This is a genomic window from Lactobacillus sp. PSON (assembly GCF_052615405.1).
The window spans coordinates 139,965-155,497 of the sequence record NZ_JBQXFW010000006.1 but is presented as its reverse complement, the minus strand read 5'-3'; the positions used below and the strand labels follow the sequence as shown (position 1 = coordinate 155,497).

At 33.0% G+C, this 15,533-nt stretch carries 14 protein-coding genes, 1 tRNA gene and 1 other annotated feature; of the genes, 4 read left to right on the top strand and 11 right to left on the bottom strand.

The window, feature by feature from the left end; translation table 11 throughout:
• Window positions 1-16: 16 nt before the first annotated feature.
• The gene (locus ACTHPI_RS06530) at window positions 17-1,261 is read left to right on the top strand and encodes a NupC/NupG family nucleoside CNT transporter (RefSeq protein ID WP_445353362.1); all 1,245 of its coding nucleotides are present in this window, start codon (window positions 17-19) and stop codon (window positions 1,259-1,261) included.
• Window positions 1,262-1,325: 64 nt separating this feature from the next.
• On the opposite strand, the gene ACTHPI_RS06525 is transcribed toward ACTHPI_RS06530, so the two are convergent.
• The 10 genes from ACTHPI_RS06525 to ACTHPI_RS06480 form a co-directional block, all read right to left on the bottom strand.
• On the bottom strand, window positions 1,326-2,027 hold the full coding sequence (locus ACTHPI_RS06525; protein ID WP_445353361.1) for a methionine ABC transporter permease: 702 nt from the start codon (window positions 2,025-2,027) through the stop codon (window positions 1,326-1,328).
• Window positions 2,008-3,078, bottom strand: a complete 1,071-nt coding sequence (locus tag ACTHPI_RS06520; RefSeq protein WP_445353360.1) for a methionine ABC transporter ATP-binding protein — start codon at window positions 3,076-3,078, stop codon at window positions 2,008-2,010. The genes ACTHPI_RS06525 and ACTHPI_RS06520 overlap by 20 nt, the downstream gene beginning before the upstream one ends.
• A 16-nt stretch (window positions 3,079-3,094) precedes the next feature.
• Window positions 3,095-3,949, bottom strand: coding sequence for a MetQ/NlpA family ABC transporter substrate-binding protein (locus tag ACTHPI_RS06515; RefSeq protein ID WP_445353359.1), 855 nt, complete (start codon window positions 3,947-3,949; stop codon window positions 3,095-3,097).
• A gap of 47 nt (window positions 3,950-3,996) precedes the next feature.
• Window positions 3,997-4,236 (bottom strand) — a binding site (T-box leader).
• 63 nt (window positions 4,237-4,299) lie between these two features.
• Entirely contained in the window at window positions 4,300-6,717 is a 2,418-nt protein-coding gene (locus tag ACTHPI_RS06510; RefSeq protein WP_445353358.1) for an HAD-IC family P-type ATPase, read from the bottom strand.
• Between the two features lie 94 nt (window positions 6,718-6,811).
• The gene (locus tag ACTHPI_RS06505; RefSeq protein WP_445353357.1) at window positions 6,812-7,024 is read right to left on the bottom strand and encodes a hypothetical protein; all 213 of its coding nucleotides are present in this window, start codon (window positions 7,022-7,024) and stop codon (window positions 6,812-6,814) included.
• The gene (locus tag ACTHPI_RS06500) at window positions 6,996-7,514 is read right to left on the bottom strand and encodes a dihydrofolate reductase (RefSeq protein WP_445353356.1); all 519 of its coding nucleotides are present in this window, start codon (window positions 7,512-7,514) and stop codon (window positions 6,996-6,998) included. Before ACTHPI_RS06500 ends, ACTHPI_RS06505 begins: the two co-directional genes overlap by 29 nt.
• A 10-nt stretch (window positions 7,515-7,524) precedes the next feature.
• Window positions 7,525-8,481: a thymidylate synthase gene (locus tag ACTHPI_RS06495; RefSeq protein ID WP_445353355.1), complete on the bottom strand. Its 957-nt coding sequence runs from the start codon at window positions 8,479-8,481 to the stop codon at window positions 7,525-7,527.
• Between the two features lie 70 nt (window positions 8,482-8,551).
• Window positions 8,552-9,940 carry an amino acid permease gene (locus tag ACTHPI_RS06490; RefSeq protein WP_445353354.1) on the bottom strand — a complete coding sequence of 463 codons (1,389 nt, stop codon included), beginning with the start codon at window positions 9,938-9,940 and terminating at the stop codon, window positions 8,552-8,554.
• Window positions 9,941-10,068: 128 nt separating this feature from the next.
• Window positions 10,069-11,064 carry a LacI family DNA-binding transcriptional regulator gene (locus ACTHPI_RS06485; protein ID WP_445353353.1) on the bottom strand — a complete coding sequence of 332 codons (996 nt, stop codon included), beginning with the start codon at window positions 11,062-11,064 and terminating at the stop codon, window positions 10,069-10,071.
• Window positions 11,065-11,225: 161 nt separating this feature from the next.
• Window positions 11,226-11,314: transfer RNA gene (locus ACTHPI_RS06480), tRNA-Ser, on the bottom strand.
• Window positions 11,315-11,430: 116 nt separating this feature from the next.
• Between ACTHPI_RS06480 and bsh the strand changes: the two genes are divergently transcribed.
• Window positions 11,431-12,411 carry a choloylglycine hydrolase gene (gene bsh, locus ACTHPI_RS06475; RefSeq protein ID WP_445353352.1) on the top strand — a complete coding sequence of 327 codons (981 nt, stop codon included), beginning with the start codon at window positions 11,431-11,433 and terminating at the stop codon, window positions 12,409-12,411.
• 94 nt (window positions 12,412-12,505) lie between these two features.
• Window positions 12,506-13,090, top strand: a complete 585-nt coding sequence (locus ACTHPI_RS06470) for a phosphatase PAP2 family protein (protein WP_445353351.1) — start codon at window positions 12,506-12,508, stop codon at window positions 13,088-13,090.
• Between the two features lie 31 nt (window positions 13,091-13,121).
• Here the strand turns inward: ACTHPI_RS06470 and ACTHPI_RS06465 are convergent, their stop codons facing one another.
• Window positions 13,122-13,955, bottom strand: coding sequence for a DegV family protein (locus ACTHPI_RS06465; RefSeq protein WP_445353350.1), 834 nt, complete (start codon window positions 13,953-13,955; stop codon window positions 13,122-13,124).
• 235 nt (window positions 13,956-14,190) lie between these two features.
• Here ACTHPI_RS06465 and eno point away from each other — a divergent pair, with 235 nt between their 5' ends.
• Window positions 14,191-15,477 carry a phosphopyruvate hydratase gene (eno, locus tag ACTHPI_RS06460; RefSeq protein ID WP_445353349.1) on the top strand — a complete coding sequence of 429 codons (1,287 nt, stop codon included), beginning with the start codon at window positions 14,191-14,193 and terminating at the stop codon, window positions 15,475-15,477.
• Window positions 15,478-15,533: the final 56 nt, after the last annotated feature.

Genomic DNA, 15,533 nt, shown 5'->3' with positions numbered 1-15,533 from the left:
AGAAGAGGTGTATCTATTGTATTTAGCCATTAATATAGTCGGTCTCTTGGTTTTTCTCCTTATTGGCTGGCTATGCTCAAAAGATAAGAAGTCAATTAACTGGCGTGGTGTGGTTACAATGATTATATTTAACATTGTTCTTGCTTGGTTTTTGACTAGCTTTTCAATAGGTCGTGCTATTGTTAGCGGAGCGGCAACAATGTTTGATCAATTAATGCAAGTTGCATATCAAGGAATCAAATTTGCTTTTCCAAGTGCTGTTGAGACTAAGCAAATGGATTGGTTCTTCCAAGTTTTAATGCCAATTTTAATGATTGTTCCATTATTCGACATTTTAACTTACATCGGCATTCTACCATTTATTATTAAATGGGTAGGTAAAGGATTATCATGGCTTACAGGACAGCCTAAATTCGAATCATTCTTTGCAGTTGAAATGATGTTTTTAGGAAATACCGAAGCTCTAGCTGTTTCATCACTTCAACTAAAAAAAATGAATGCTCAACGTAATCTTACTTTAGCAATGATGTCAATGAGTTGTGTTACTGCATCAATTATTGGTTCATATACTGAAATGATGCCAGCACAATACATCTTGACAGCAATTCCAGTCAATGTAATCAATGCTTTGATTGTTACAGCTCTGCTTAACCCAGTTAAAGTACCTAAAGAAGAAGATACTATTGCAACCATGGGAAGTTCTGAGGCGGTTGCTGAAGAAGAAATTGGCGACACTGATAAAAATGGAAAACCTAAAAAAGAACCCTTCTTTTCATTCTTGGGTGATTCAATTTTAGGAGCAGGAAAGCTAATTTTAATTATTACTGCAAATGTAGTAGCATTCGTTGCCTTAGCTGCACTTATTAATAAAGTTTTAGGTTTAATTAATCCTTGGCTTTCTCTTGAGCACTTATTGGGAATTATAATGTATCCATTTGCTTGGTTAATGGGATTATCTCACGAAAATGCTTTCCAATTTGCTCAATATATGGGAACTAAATTAGTTACTAATGAATTCGTTGTTATGGGTCAAGTAACTAAAACTATCCATACTTTTAATCCTCACTATCAAGCAGTACTTACTGCATTCGTGACAAGTTTCGCTAACTTCTCAACTTTGGGAATGATCATTGCAGCTTTTAAAGGAATGGTAAATAAGGAAAAGAATGACTTAATTTCAAAAAATGTAATTTACTTATTAATTTCTGGAATTTTAGTATCACTTTTATCCGCTGCTATGATTGGACTATTCGTTTGGTAAAAATATATAAATTAAAAAGCACATCTTCTATATCTGAAGATGTGCTTTTACTTATTCTAATATTTTATCTATTTTGATGATTTAATCTTTTAGCAAAGAAATCTCCTACAACTTGAACAATAAAAATCAAGATAACTACTAAAATGGTAGCTACAATAGTAACATCACTGTTAAAGCGATTATATCCATATGAGATAGCAGTATTACCAAGACCACCTGCTCCAATAGCTCCAGCCATCGCTGTAAGTCCAATCAAACTAATGATAGTTACAGTTGATACCCTGATAAGTTCTGAACGAGCTTCACGAATATATACATCAAATATGATGTCACCAGTTGTTGCTCCTAAGCTTTCTGCAGCTTCAATTTTACCCGTATCTACACTTTCAAGTGCTACTTGAACTTGTCTTGCATAAAATGGAAATACTCCTAAGGTAAGTGGTACTAAAGCTGCTTTCATACCAATTTGAGTACCGACAATTTTTTGAGTTACTGGAGCTATAAATGCCATTAAGATAATAAATGGAATCGCTCTAAATACTGATACAAGCTTATCGCATACATTAAACCAAAACTTATTAGGTCGTACGCCACCTTCTTTAGTTAAAACTAAAATTACTCCAAAAATAATTCCTAATACTCCACCAAAGATTGCTGACCAAAATGTCATAAACAATGTTTGGAAAATACTGGTACCCCAACCAGCATCTCCTCCCCAACCAAGCTGAGCTACATTTGGCAAAAATTTATCTATCCAATTGATCATATACATTCCCCTTCTCATCTAAACGTGTAATTGTAACATTTTGTTTTTCTAAAAACTCACGCGCTTTTTCTTGCTTTTCTGAATCACCTTTAATTAATACTACCAAGGTTCCAATTGGCTCATCATTTAAAAGTTCCACATTTCCATAAAGCATACTTGCTTCCGCGCCAATTTTACGGTAAAGCTCAATAATAATTGACTTAGTAACATTGCCAATACTATAAACTAATTGATAAATGGCCTCATCTTTACTTAAGCGATCAAGATTGAGTGAATTTAATGTTGAAATTGCTTCAAGAGAACCACCTACAAACTTCTTAGTAAGCTCTTTTTGTGGATGTAAGAAAATTTGACGCAAACTACCTTTCTCAATTACTCGTCCTTTTTCCATTACTGCTACTTTAGTACAGATTTTTTTAACGGCATCCATTTCATGAGTAATAAGTATAACAGTTAATCCTAATTTTTTATTTAGCTTTTTAAGTAAGTCTAAAATTTGTTGCGTATTTTGTGGATCTAAGGCACTCGTTGCCTCATCAGAAATCAAAATATCAGGTTGATTTGCTAAAGCTCTGGCAATTGCTACACGTTGTTGTTGACCACCAGAAAGTTCAACTGGATAAAAATCAGCTTTATCTTTTAAATCTACAAGTTCTAATAATTCTAATGAACGCTTTTCAAGTTCTTCATCACTGAGTTTGGCATGTTTTAAAGCAAAAGCAACATTTTCCAAGACTGTAGTTTCATTGAGTAAATTAAAATGTTGGAAAATCATGCCAATTTTTCGTCTTTCTAATTGCAAATTTTTATTAGAAATAACCTGCTTACCATTTTTTACAAATTCAACCCCATTAACCGTAATATCTCCAGCGCTTGGTTTTTGTAAAAGATTGATAGTTCTAACCAAAGTTGATTTACCAGCTCCAGAAAAACCAACTACTCCATAAATGTCACCTTTTTCAATTTCTAAAGAGACATCTTTTACTGCTTTTACAATTTTCTTTTTTTGATAAAAATCAACATCGACATTTTTAATGTTAATAATTCCCATTCTTTTTCAACTCCCCTTATTTTAACTTAATATCCCATGCTGCTACTTGCTTATTACCATAGAATTTATGGTAAAGCTTCTTAGTTGCAGTCGTTTGATATGCCTTAATTACATCTTGATAAGCTTTATTATTTTCTTGGCCTTTTTTAGCACAAATAATATTGATCCATTCTTCAGAATCCTTATTAACAGGCTCTATATAAATTGTTTGCTTATCAGTTAATCCTGCAGGACTTGCATAATCATTATTAACAATCGAAGCATCCACTGATGACAAAACACGTCCTGTTTGTTCAGCATTAACTTCTTTAATTTTTAAATTATTTGGATTTTTAACAATATCAGCTACAGTGACTAATTTTTTTCCTTTTCTTAAAGTAATCAAACCAGCATTTTTCAATACAAATAAAGCTCTAGATTCATTAGTTGCATCATTTGGGACAGCAATTGTTGCACCGTCCGGTAAGTCACTTAATTTATGATATTTTCTTGAATACAAACGAATAGGCGCAATGTAGGTTTTACCAATTGCAGTGACACCGCCACCATTTGATTGATTCCAAGATTTTAAGAAAGCATAATGTTGAAACGCATTCAAATCGACATCATTACTCTTCAAAGCTTTGTTTGGCTGATTATAATCGGTAAAGTTCTTTGTTTGAACAGTAATGCCATATTTTTCTTTGGCAGTTTTAGCAACACTTTTCCAAATTGCTTCCTCTTGTTTACTTTCACCAACAATACCAACAGTTACTACCTTGTCTTGAGACTTTGTATTAATTCCTGGTCCAAAACTAAACCATCCAGCTACTAAAATTACAAACCCAATTATTGACCAGATAATCGTATTTCTTCGTCTTCTCTTTCTCATATTCCAATATCCTCCATTTTTTTGTATTAAAAAAGCACCCATCCTTATTCAAGGACGAGTGCTCGTGTTACCACCTTTAATTTAGCTATTGCTCACGCAATAACCCTCACTAGCTACAAAAATAGCCTGCAATTATAACGGCTGCAAACCCGCTCTAGGCTTCTAAAAGTCACCTATAGTCATCATTCCAAGCCCATATTCACTAGTATTTACTTAGCGACTTTCACCACAATGTCGCCTCTCTTTATAAGCAAATAGTTAGTTACTCAGCTTTTCGAGATGTGTTTTATTATTTGTTGTAAATTAATTTATCATCTGGATTTAATCTTGTCAACAATTAATTTAATTTTTTAAGCAACTTCTTTTTTTCCACGTTCATATGCTTCTTTTAGTTCACCTAAGGTAATACTTTGGCCTTTTTGATCATAAACTACAAACATTTCACTAACTCCATCCATGATTTTTGATAGCCATCTAAATATTGTTGTTGCAGCAAAAAATAAAATAAATAAAATGAAAATTGCTTTTGGTGTAATCATTTTCAATGCAAAAACTTTTGGTAAAAAGGCAATTGATAAAATTATACAAGCAAGTGAGAGCATCATAACACTGAAACGGAATTTATTAAGTGGAGCTGAAATATGATACATTACCATCATCCCTACCGCAATCAAAAGAATAGTTGCCGTAGTTCCAACCTGATCATGATCTAAATCCAAATAAAGTCCCACCATTACCATCACACCCACTGCCAGCATATCTGTTATTCCACCAGGGATAGACTTTGATAAAACATTTGGAATAAACTGGCCACGAATACGATTATGATTACTTTCTAAAGCTAAAAGAAATGACGGCATTCCAATTGTAAACGCTGAAATTAAAGTTATCTGGGCAGGTTGCAAAGGATAATTAATCACCATCATCAATGAAAATATTGCCATTAAAAAGCTAAAAATATTTTTAACTAAAAACAAACTAGCTGATCTTTGAATATTATTAACTACTCGGCGTCCCTCATTAACTACCATTGGCATTTTAGCAAAATTAGAATCTAGTAAAACCACTTGTGAAGCTTGAACTGCCGCACTATTACCAGATGCCATTGCAATTGAGCAATCGGCTTTTTTCATTGCTAAAATATCATTAACTCCGTCTCCAGTCATTGCTACAGTGTTACCAGATTTTTGAAGAGCTGCAATAAATTTTCTCTTTTGTTCAGGTTTTACTCGACCAAAAACAGAATATTTTTTAACAGCTTCCTCATATTCTCCATCTTTGATAGTTTGAGCATCAATATATTTATCAGCATGATTAATTCCAGCTTGATTTGCAACTCTAGCAACAGTTACAGGATTATCACCTGAGATAACTTTTATTTCTACCCCTTGCTTTGCAAAATATTCGAAAGTTTTCTTAGCTTCTTTTCTAATTGGATTAGATAATAATATATAACCTAAAACTTCTACTTCATCACTCAAATGTGAATTTTCTTCACTAAGTGCCGCAAAATATTTAGCCACAATTAATACACGATAGCCTTCTGCAGCATATTTTTCAAAATCTGCTTTATACCCATCAAATTGCTCCCTCAAAACCATCTCTGGAGCACCTATAATCAAAGTATAATTATCAAAAACTACACCTGAATACTTATTTACAGATGTAAAAGGAACAATTCCGCTAGCAATTTTTCCAGTTCCTTTATTAAAGTAGCTACTAATTGCTTTCATAGTTACATTATCTGCTGGCATATTTTGTGCAAAATCACCAATTACTCGATTTAAGTTTTTAACTTTTGTATCTTTTGCTTTAATTACTTTTTCAACTGCCATTTTTGGCTCTGTAATAGTTCCTGTTTTATCAACACATAAAACATTAACTCTAGCTAAAGTTTCAACACTTTTCATATCATGAAGCATTACTTGCTTTTGTGCAAGACGAGTAGCAGCTAAAGCCAAAGCAATGGTAGTTAGTAAATACAATCCTTCCGGAATCATACCAATAATTGCCGCTTCCATTGATACAATACTGCGTTCAATTCCAGCATGATTAAAAAAGTAACTTTGGCAAAAAAGAGCTATTCCCAAAGGAATAATAATTATTCCGACCCATTTAACTAAACGGTTAATTGCCTGAACCATTTTTGATTGTTCAGTACTTCCCATTTCTTTAGCTTTCATGGTTAATTTAGAAATATATGATTCTTTTCCTACTTTCTCTAATTGCATATAAGCTGTACCAGAAACAACAAAAGAACCAGACATTAAATCAGAACCAACAGTTTTAATGATTTCATCGGCTTCACCAGTCAAAAGAGCTTCATTCACGCGAATATTGCCCTTAACAACTTCTCCATCACCAGGAATTTGATCCCCTGTTTGCAATTTAACGATATCATTTTTTACTAGCTGTTCAATTGGAATTTTATATTCTTTACTATCACGTACTACAACTGTCTCAGTTGCATTCATTACATTTAATTTACTTAGAATTTTTTTAGCACGGATTTCTTGTATAATTCCAATAATCGTATTCAAAATAATTACTGGCAAAAAAGTTAAATCACGGTAAGCTCCTACCATAACTAATAAAATTGATAATACTAAAAATATCAGATTAAAATAAGTAAAGACATTCTCACTAATTATTTGACTTGTTGTTTTGAATTGATCATCAATAGATTTATTTACATGCCCTTGAGAAACTTGTTCTTTTACTTCATCTTGAGTTAATCCTGTTTCAATATTTGTTCGTTTAAAATCCATATATAACTCCGTTACTTAAGGATGATTTTCTATATATTATAACGGAAAACAAAAAGAATCTCGCTAATAACGAGATTCTTTTACAAAATATTAACTAGGCTGCAGCATGGTGTGCTTTAAATTTATGGATAATACCCATATGCCAGTCAAAGACGCCGTAACTGACAATAATCTGTCCAACAACTGCCCACCATAACCATGCGGTGTGCATTGCAGCAACAATCAACATGATGAAGATTGCAATATCTATCAACAAGATAATGCCAGAATAAATAATTTTATCCATGATCTTTGTCCTTTCTAACATAAGTCAAAAACGAATAAGCATATTCATTTTTATTGTCCGCTTCATGATTTTCCTCTTTAACTAAATTAAATTGAGAATAATCAATCTGTGGCATCTCTGTATCTGCCTTAAAACTAGCATCTATTACTGTCCTTTTCAAACAATCAACCTTATCACGTAATATTTTAAATATACTTACTCCACCAATAGCACAAATATCCTCATTTTGGTGTTTTTTTAAGTATGTAAATAACTCCTCTTGATTTAAAAATACTATTACTTGTTGATTATCACGATACTTATCTTTGAACTCTTGACTACGAGTTAATACTAGATGGAGACGACCTGGTAAAACACGAGGTAAGCTATCAAAAGTTTTTCTTCCCATTAAAATGGGATGTCCCATCGTTTCCTTCTTAAAATATTTTAAATCAGCTGGCAAAAACCATGGCAAGTGTCCTTGATATCCAATTTGATGTTTTTTATCTTCTGCCCATACAAAAGTAATCATTATTCTCTCCTTAAACAGCTACGGGAGCTTTAATAGTTGAATGATGCTTATAATCAAGCAATTTAATATCTGACATTTCAAAATCTTGAATAGAAGTTTTAGCTGGATTTAACCACAATGTAGGTGAATCATACGGCTTTTTTGATAACAGTTCATTTACTTGATTAAAATGATTACTATAAATGTGTGCATCTCCTAAAGTATGAATGAATTCTCCTACTTCAAGATTAGTTTCTCGAGCAATTAAATGTAGCAATAATGAATAACTAGCAATATTAAATGGAACTCCTAAAAACATATCTCCACTTCTTTGATAAAGCTGTAGACTCAATTTGTTATTTACAACATAGAACTGAAATAGAACATGACATGGAGGCAACGCACTTGCTGGAATATCTTCAGGATTCCAAGCACTTACAATTAACCGTCTAGAATTAGGTGTATATTTAATTTGCTCAATAACATTTTGAATCTGATCAATAAAGCCTCCTGTGCGTTTTTGCCAATGACGCCATTGTGCTCCATAAACATTTCCCAAATTTCCATATTTATTGGCAAAATTTTCATCATCAAGAATCTTTTGATTAAATTTTTTCATTTCTTTTTGATAAACTTTTTTAAATTCTGGATCTTCTGAAGCTCTTAACCCAAAATCAGTCATATCGGGTCCTTGATAATCATTACTTGTAATCCAGTTTTTAAATGCCCATTCATCCCAAATATGATTATTATGCTCTAATAAAAAGCGAATATTTGTATCTCCTCTTAAAAACCATAAAAGTTCACTTTTAATCAAACCAAAAGGCACTCGCTTGGTGGTCAGAATTGGAAAGCCTTGAGACAAATCAAAGCGCATCTGTGCACCAAATAAACTGCGAGTGCCTATTTTTGTACGGTCCATTTTTTCATGACCGTCAGTCATAATTTTTCGTAAAAGTTCAAGATATGGTGTTTCTAAAGTAGCCATCAGTAAATCCTCTTTCTTTAATAGTTTACTTAATAGACTACCATATCTTGTAGAGTTAGATAATACAAACTCAAGATTTTGTGTTTTCGCCACGATGACGAACTAAATATACTACAGCTGCAGCAATTAATACTAAAGCTCCAGCTAAAACAGAAATCCTAGTATCTGGATTAATAAACATAAAGATTACAATTACTAATAGCATTAAAAATGCAAAATAATTAGAAAATGGATATAGTGGTAATTTAAATGGGTGATCAGCCATTATATCTTTATTGTGACGACGGAAACGCAATTCCGCTAATAAAATCACAAACCATGGAACCATTCCCGGCAATACGGATGAACTGAACACAACCACAAATAAATCACTTGCTGAGTGGTTAAATTGGGATGCAATTGTATTTAAGATAAATCCGATAAAAATTCCACTTGAAATACCCATAATCGCACGGTCAGGAACAATTCTTTTAGAAATATGTTTAAAAATCTTTGGCGCATCTCCGTCATGAGATAATTTAAACAACATTCTACTTGAAGAGTAAATTCCAGAGTTTGCTCCAGATAAAGCAGCTGTTAAAACAACAAAGTTAATAATTGAAGCAGCTGCTGTAATTCCAACCTTAGCAAATGTAGTTACAAATGGTGAACCCAAGCTATCTAATTTATTCCATGGATAAATAGTAACAATTACAAAAATTGCACCAACATAGAAAATTAAAATTCTTAATAAAACAGATTTGACACTTTTTACAATTGCCTTTTGTGGCTGGGCAACTTCACCTGCAGAAATTCCTAAAAGCTCAATCCCTTCATAAGAACCTACAATAATAGACATTGAAAAGAAGAATCCTTTAACTCCTCCAGTGAAGAAACCGCCATGACTCCATAAATTGCTAAATCCTGTTGGCTTCCCACCATTTCCAATACCAAAGAAAATTACAATAAATCCTAATATAATCATTAAAATAATAGTTACAACCTTAATCATTGCAAACCAGAATTCCAATGAAGCATAAGCTTTAGCACTTGCTAAGTTTGCTAAAAGTAAAAATGCAATTATTATTATCCCCGACCAAAGCGCACTTATATTAGGCCACCAATACTTAAGGTATTCAGTTGCCGCAACAACTTCAGACATCCCTACAACAATATATTCAAACACATTCGCCCATTCAGCCATATATCCCGCTAATGGATGTACGTATTCTGTAGCATAATCTGCAAATGAACCCGTACCTGGATTAATATACAACATTTCTCCAAGAGCACGCATAACAATATACAAAATCAGCCCTACGAACATATATGCTAGTAAAACAGAAGGACCAGTCCATTTAATGGTTGAAGTAGATCCCATAAATAAACCGACACCAATTGCTCCACCTAAAGAAATCATTTCCATTTGACCAGCAGTCATGGTTCGTTTCAGCTTAGGAATTGTCTTTTTTTCTTCCATAAAAATCTATCCTTATTATTAAATTTTTCAAAACACGATTTATTAAATCTTTAATATTTTATTATGGATATTGACATTTTTCAAGGTCAATCAAAAAAACTAGTCAAAATCCTCTGACTAGTTTTTCATTAATTAACGCTACTTTCTCTCAATACTAAATTAGTATCCATTACAATCTTATAAGGTACTTTTACATCATCACTAAGTAAATCTTGTAAAATCTTCATTCCTGCCCTACCCATTTCTTGAGTATTAACATGAACACTACTTAAAGATGGATTTGCAAATTCTGCAGCAGTAGTATCATTGAAGGAAATAATGCTTACATCTTCCGGCACTTTTATATTAGCTTCACGAAAAGCTTTTAAAGCTCCAATTGCCATTGCATCATTAGAAATCACTAATGCAGTCGGGATGTTATTATCTCTAATCATTTTTTGAGTAGCAAGATAGCCTGAATCAGGAGTAAACTTCCCAACATATACATTATTTACATCGTAAAGTTTTTTACTCAACATATATTTTTTATAACCTTGGAAACGAAAATCTATTAAATTATCCTTATCAAAATTATCATATAAATCACCAGCCAGCATCCCAATCTTAGTTTGGCCATGATTTAAGAAATGATCAATCACTTCAATAATTGACGTATGGAAATCTGATATTACGCAGCATTCACCTTTATGTAAAGTATCTTCATCAACAAATACCAAAGGCTTGTTAGCATTTTTAATTTTATTTAATCGTGTTTGTGAATATTGAGAATAGCCGATTGCTACAATTCCAATACTTTTTTCTAAAGAATCTAAATTATCTGAATCATAATATACTTGAACTTGATAGCCAAAAGTCTTTGCTTGGTCTTCAATTCCAGTTCTAATTGAATAATAATACAAGTCTTTGATTTCTTGATCTCGATTACACCATAATACGATTGCTATCGTTTTTAAGTTTGCTTTTCGAATTTTTTTATTTTTTTGATAATGCAATTCTTCAGCTATTTGAAAAATTCTTCTTTTAGTAGAATCGTTAACAGCTAGATTTTTATCATAATTTAAAACTCTCGAAACAGTTGCTGGAGAAACATTCGCCTTAGTTGCAATATCTTTAATTGTTGTCATATCTTCCCTCGTTATATTAATTTACTAAACAAAATATAATTTTACCATTTTAATAAACACTGGCAACAAATATTCTTTTATACTTTAAACGCACAAGTAAAAAGCACGCTTCGTACACAAATGTACAAAGTGTGCTTTTATCAATATAAGCAAAAATCTTAAGGAGTGTACAGGATTTGAACCTGCGCGCCAAGGAAAACTTGGTTCGCCGGATTTCGAGTCCGGTGCATTACCACTCTGCCAACACTCCATAACTGTTTTAATTATATCAATTATTTTAAATATCGCAAGCAAATTGTTGATTTATACTTTAATTAGTTTATGATAGTCATAGTATTATTAGGTATTTAGAAAGTGTGAAAGCCTATGTGTACATCTATAATTTTCAGTCCAAATAACCATTATTTTGGTCGCAACTTAGATTATGAAATTTCATATGGTCAGCAAGTTGCTATTACACCTAGAAACTATAATTTAAAGTTTCGAAAAGTTGATAATCTAGCTAATCACTATGCAATAATTGGAATAGCAGATGTTGCTGATAATTATCCTTTATATTTTGATGCGGCTAATGAAAAAGGACTTGGTATGGCTGGACTTGCTTATGCAGGAAATGCTTACTATCCAGATGAAGTTAGTGGTAAAGATAATGTTAGTCCTTTTGAAATTATTCCATGGATTTTAGGTCAAGCAAAAAATATTGATGAAGCAAAAGAACTTTTAAAAAATGTAAATTTAGTAAATATTAGCTTTGCTAAAAATATGCCCCTTTCTCCTCTTCATTGGTTATTAGCTGATAAAAGCGGTAAATCAATTGTACTTGAATCTGATAAAGATGGGTTACATATTTATGATAATCCTGCTGGGGTTTTAACTAATAATCCATCATTCCCACAGCAACTTTTTGGCTTAAATAATTATCAAGAAGTATCTCCAAGTGTTCATAAAAACACCTTAGCTCCTGGATTAAAACTCGATAACTATAGCCGCGCCTTAGCCTCACATAACTTGCCAGGCGGAATGGATTCATCATCTCGCTTTGTAAGAGCAACATTTGCTAAGTTCCATGCTCCAACTAATTCAACTACTGAAGAAGAAACAGTCAGAAATTATTTCCATATTCTACATGCTGTCGAACAACCAAAAGGTCTAGATGAAGTGTCTCCTGATACTTTTGAATATACTATTTATACTGATTGTGCTAACTTAGAAAAAGGACTCTTTTACTATACAACTTATAATAATAAACAAATCAATCAAATAGATATGAATAAAGAAGATTTAGATTCATCTAATTTGATTTGCTTTGAAATGAAAGACGAGACCATTTTTAATAAACAAAACTAAATTATTAAGTTTTAACCAAGAAACTACTATCCAACGATTTTCCTGTTAAAATATCCTTGAAAGTGTAATTTAAATATATGTTGAGGATTTGATTTTGGAAAAAGTTAATTGGATAGTAGTTTTATTTTCAGCTATTTTATTATTAATTTTGATCTGTGCTATTAAATATTCTCGCCTTTTTAATCTTTATGACCATATCCTTCACCATAAACTTGTTCATAAACGAGATGGGTTTGGTTGGCAAATAATAGCTTTTTTAAATGATCCAAAATTAATGGTAATTTGGGCTGTTTTATTGGCAAGTGTTTTATTAAACAATGATGAAGTTATACTTGCCCTTTGGGTTTTAGCAACTTTAGGATTTGCAGATGCAACAGGAATTGTTTTAAAAAAATATATGCATCGTCAGCGTCCATATAAACATTCAGCACTAGAAAATGGCTACAGCTTTCCTAGTGGTCATGTTCTTGGAGCGACTACAATGGGATTAATCCTAATCCAATTATTTGGAACTAAATATGGACTAGGTTTTATTTCACTATTAATAATAATTTGGATGATGGTGGTAATTTCAAGATTAAGTTTAAAAGCTCACTACCCATCAGATATTATCGGTGCAACAAGTTTAGCAATTTGTTGTTTTAGCATTACAACTCAAATTTTTATGAGCGCACTATAAAAAGCAACTATTAACTAGTTGCTTTTTATAATTACTCATGGAAACCAATCATCAAACCACCTTCTTCTGCATAGAAGCTACACAGACCTAAAGTTGGACGAATCTTTACATTAGCATCAGGAAACTTTTCTAAAATCTTTTCCTTTAAAGTTTGAGCATCTTTTTCATTTTTACACTCGTCAATAATAACTTCGCCGCCTTGATAATTCATATTTTCCATTTGTTTTAGCACTTCTTTAAGTGCTTTTTTCATTCCACGAGCTTTTGCAAGAGGTTCTAGTTTTCCTTCCTTATTTGCAGTACCAACAATTTTAATATTCATCATTTTAGCAATCTTTGCAACTGCCGGTGATACTCTTCCATTTAAAGAAAGATTATGAAGTGACTGCAATACGAATAATAAATGAGTTTTCATTCGAAGTTCGGCTATTTTTTGTTCTAAATCTACAAATCGAATTTTTTCGTTTAATAACTTTTCAATACCTTGCAGAATTATTGCCAATTCAGGGCCCGCTGAGCGCGTATCTACAACAATGACTTTACTTGTCGGATGCTGTTCTTCATACATACTCTTAGCTTGAAGAGCTGAGGAATAGCTACCGCTCATTCCACTAGTAAGTGTTAAAATAATAGCTTTTTCACTGCCTTCAAGTGCTTTTAGCCAATCATCAATACTTGGACATGAACTTTTACCAGCTTCATTATTAGCTTGCATATCCTTTAAAAAAGCATCTAAGTCAAGATTTTCATCATCACGAAATTCCTTTCCATTGAAAGAAATTGTTAATGGAACAACATATAAATTATTTTTTACATTTGTTTTTTCATTTGAACTAGAATCTAAAATTAAACGTACTTTTTCCATAATTAAATCCTTATCAAACATTAGTGTACTTTACTACTATATGTATATCATAACTCAAATTTATTTGCAAAGAAATTGCACTTTAACAAAATTTAAAATGTAAACCGCTTACAACAGTTTACACAATTAAAAACTTAGGCTAAAATTTGTGTTGTAACCAATGAGCAATTTGCTCTGGATGATGCAACTATAATTTTAATCAATATTGCATCATAATATTTTAGGAGGTTTTTTGATGTTAAAATCAGTCATTGAAAATGTTCATGCACTTGAAATTTTTGACTCACGTGGTAACCCAACTGTTGAAGTTTTCGTTACCCTTTCAAACGGTGTCGTAGGTAAGGCTGAAGTTCCTTCAGGTGCTTCAACTGGTGAAAACGAAGCTGTTGAATTACGTGACGGCGATGCTCGTCTTGGTGGTAAAGGTGTTATGAAGGCTGTTAACAACGTTAACACTGAAATTAACAAGGCTTTGAAGGGTATGGACCCACACGACCAAGCAAACATTGACGCTACTATGATTGCTTTAGACGGTACTGAAAACAAGGGTCGTCTTGGTGCTAACGCAATCTTGGGTGTATCTATGGCTACTGCAGCAGCTGCAGCTAAGGATACTCACCAACCATTGTACCGTTACCTTGGTGGTACTGACCTTGAAATGCCACAAACTTTCCACAACGTTATCAACGGTGGTGAACACGCTGACAACGGTATCGACATTCAAGAATTCATGATCACTCCAGTTGCTAAGACTTCATTCCGTGATGGTTTTGAAAAGATCGTTAACGTATACCACACTTTGAAGAAGGTTCTTGAAGACATGGGTTACGAAACTGGCTTAGGTGATGAAGGTGGTTTCGCTCCTAACATGAAGAACTCTGAAGAAGCTTTGAAGGCCCTTCACGAATCAATCATCAAGGCTGGTTACAAGCCAGGTGAAGATATCGCTATTGCATGTGACTGTGCTGCTTCATACTTCTACAACAAGGAAGACGGTAAGTACCACCTTGAAGGTAAGGTTCTTACTGATGAAGAATTAGCTGACTACTACGACAAGTTGCTTGACGAATTCCCAGAATTAATTTCTATGGAAGACCCATACGACGAAAACGACGTAGAAGGTATGGTTAAGTTCACTGAAAGCCACAAGGACCGTATCCAAATCGTTCTTGACGACTTCATTTGTACTAACCCTAAGCTTTTGAACAAGGCTATTCACCAAGGTGCTGGTAACGCTTCACTTATTAAGTTGAACCAAATCGGTACTGTTACTGAAACTCTTGAAACTATTCGTCTTTCACGTAAGAATGGTTACAACACTATGATTTCTCACCGTTCAGGTGAAACTGGTGACACTTTCATCGCTGACTTTGCTGTTGCTATCAACGGTGGTCAACTTAAGACTGGTGCTCCAGCTCGTTCAGAACGTGTTGAAAAGTACAACCGTTTACTTGAAATCGAAGAAGAACTTGGTAAGGGTGAACGTTTGGCATTCTTCCCAGACAACGTTGACTTAGACTAATTTTAACGTTAGTTTAAACCAAATAAAAAAGCTCGCATATGCGAGCTTTTTTGTAT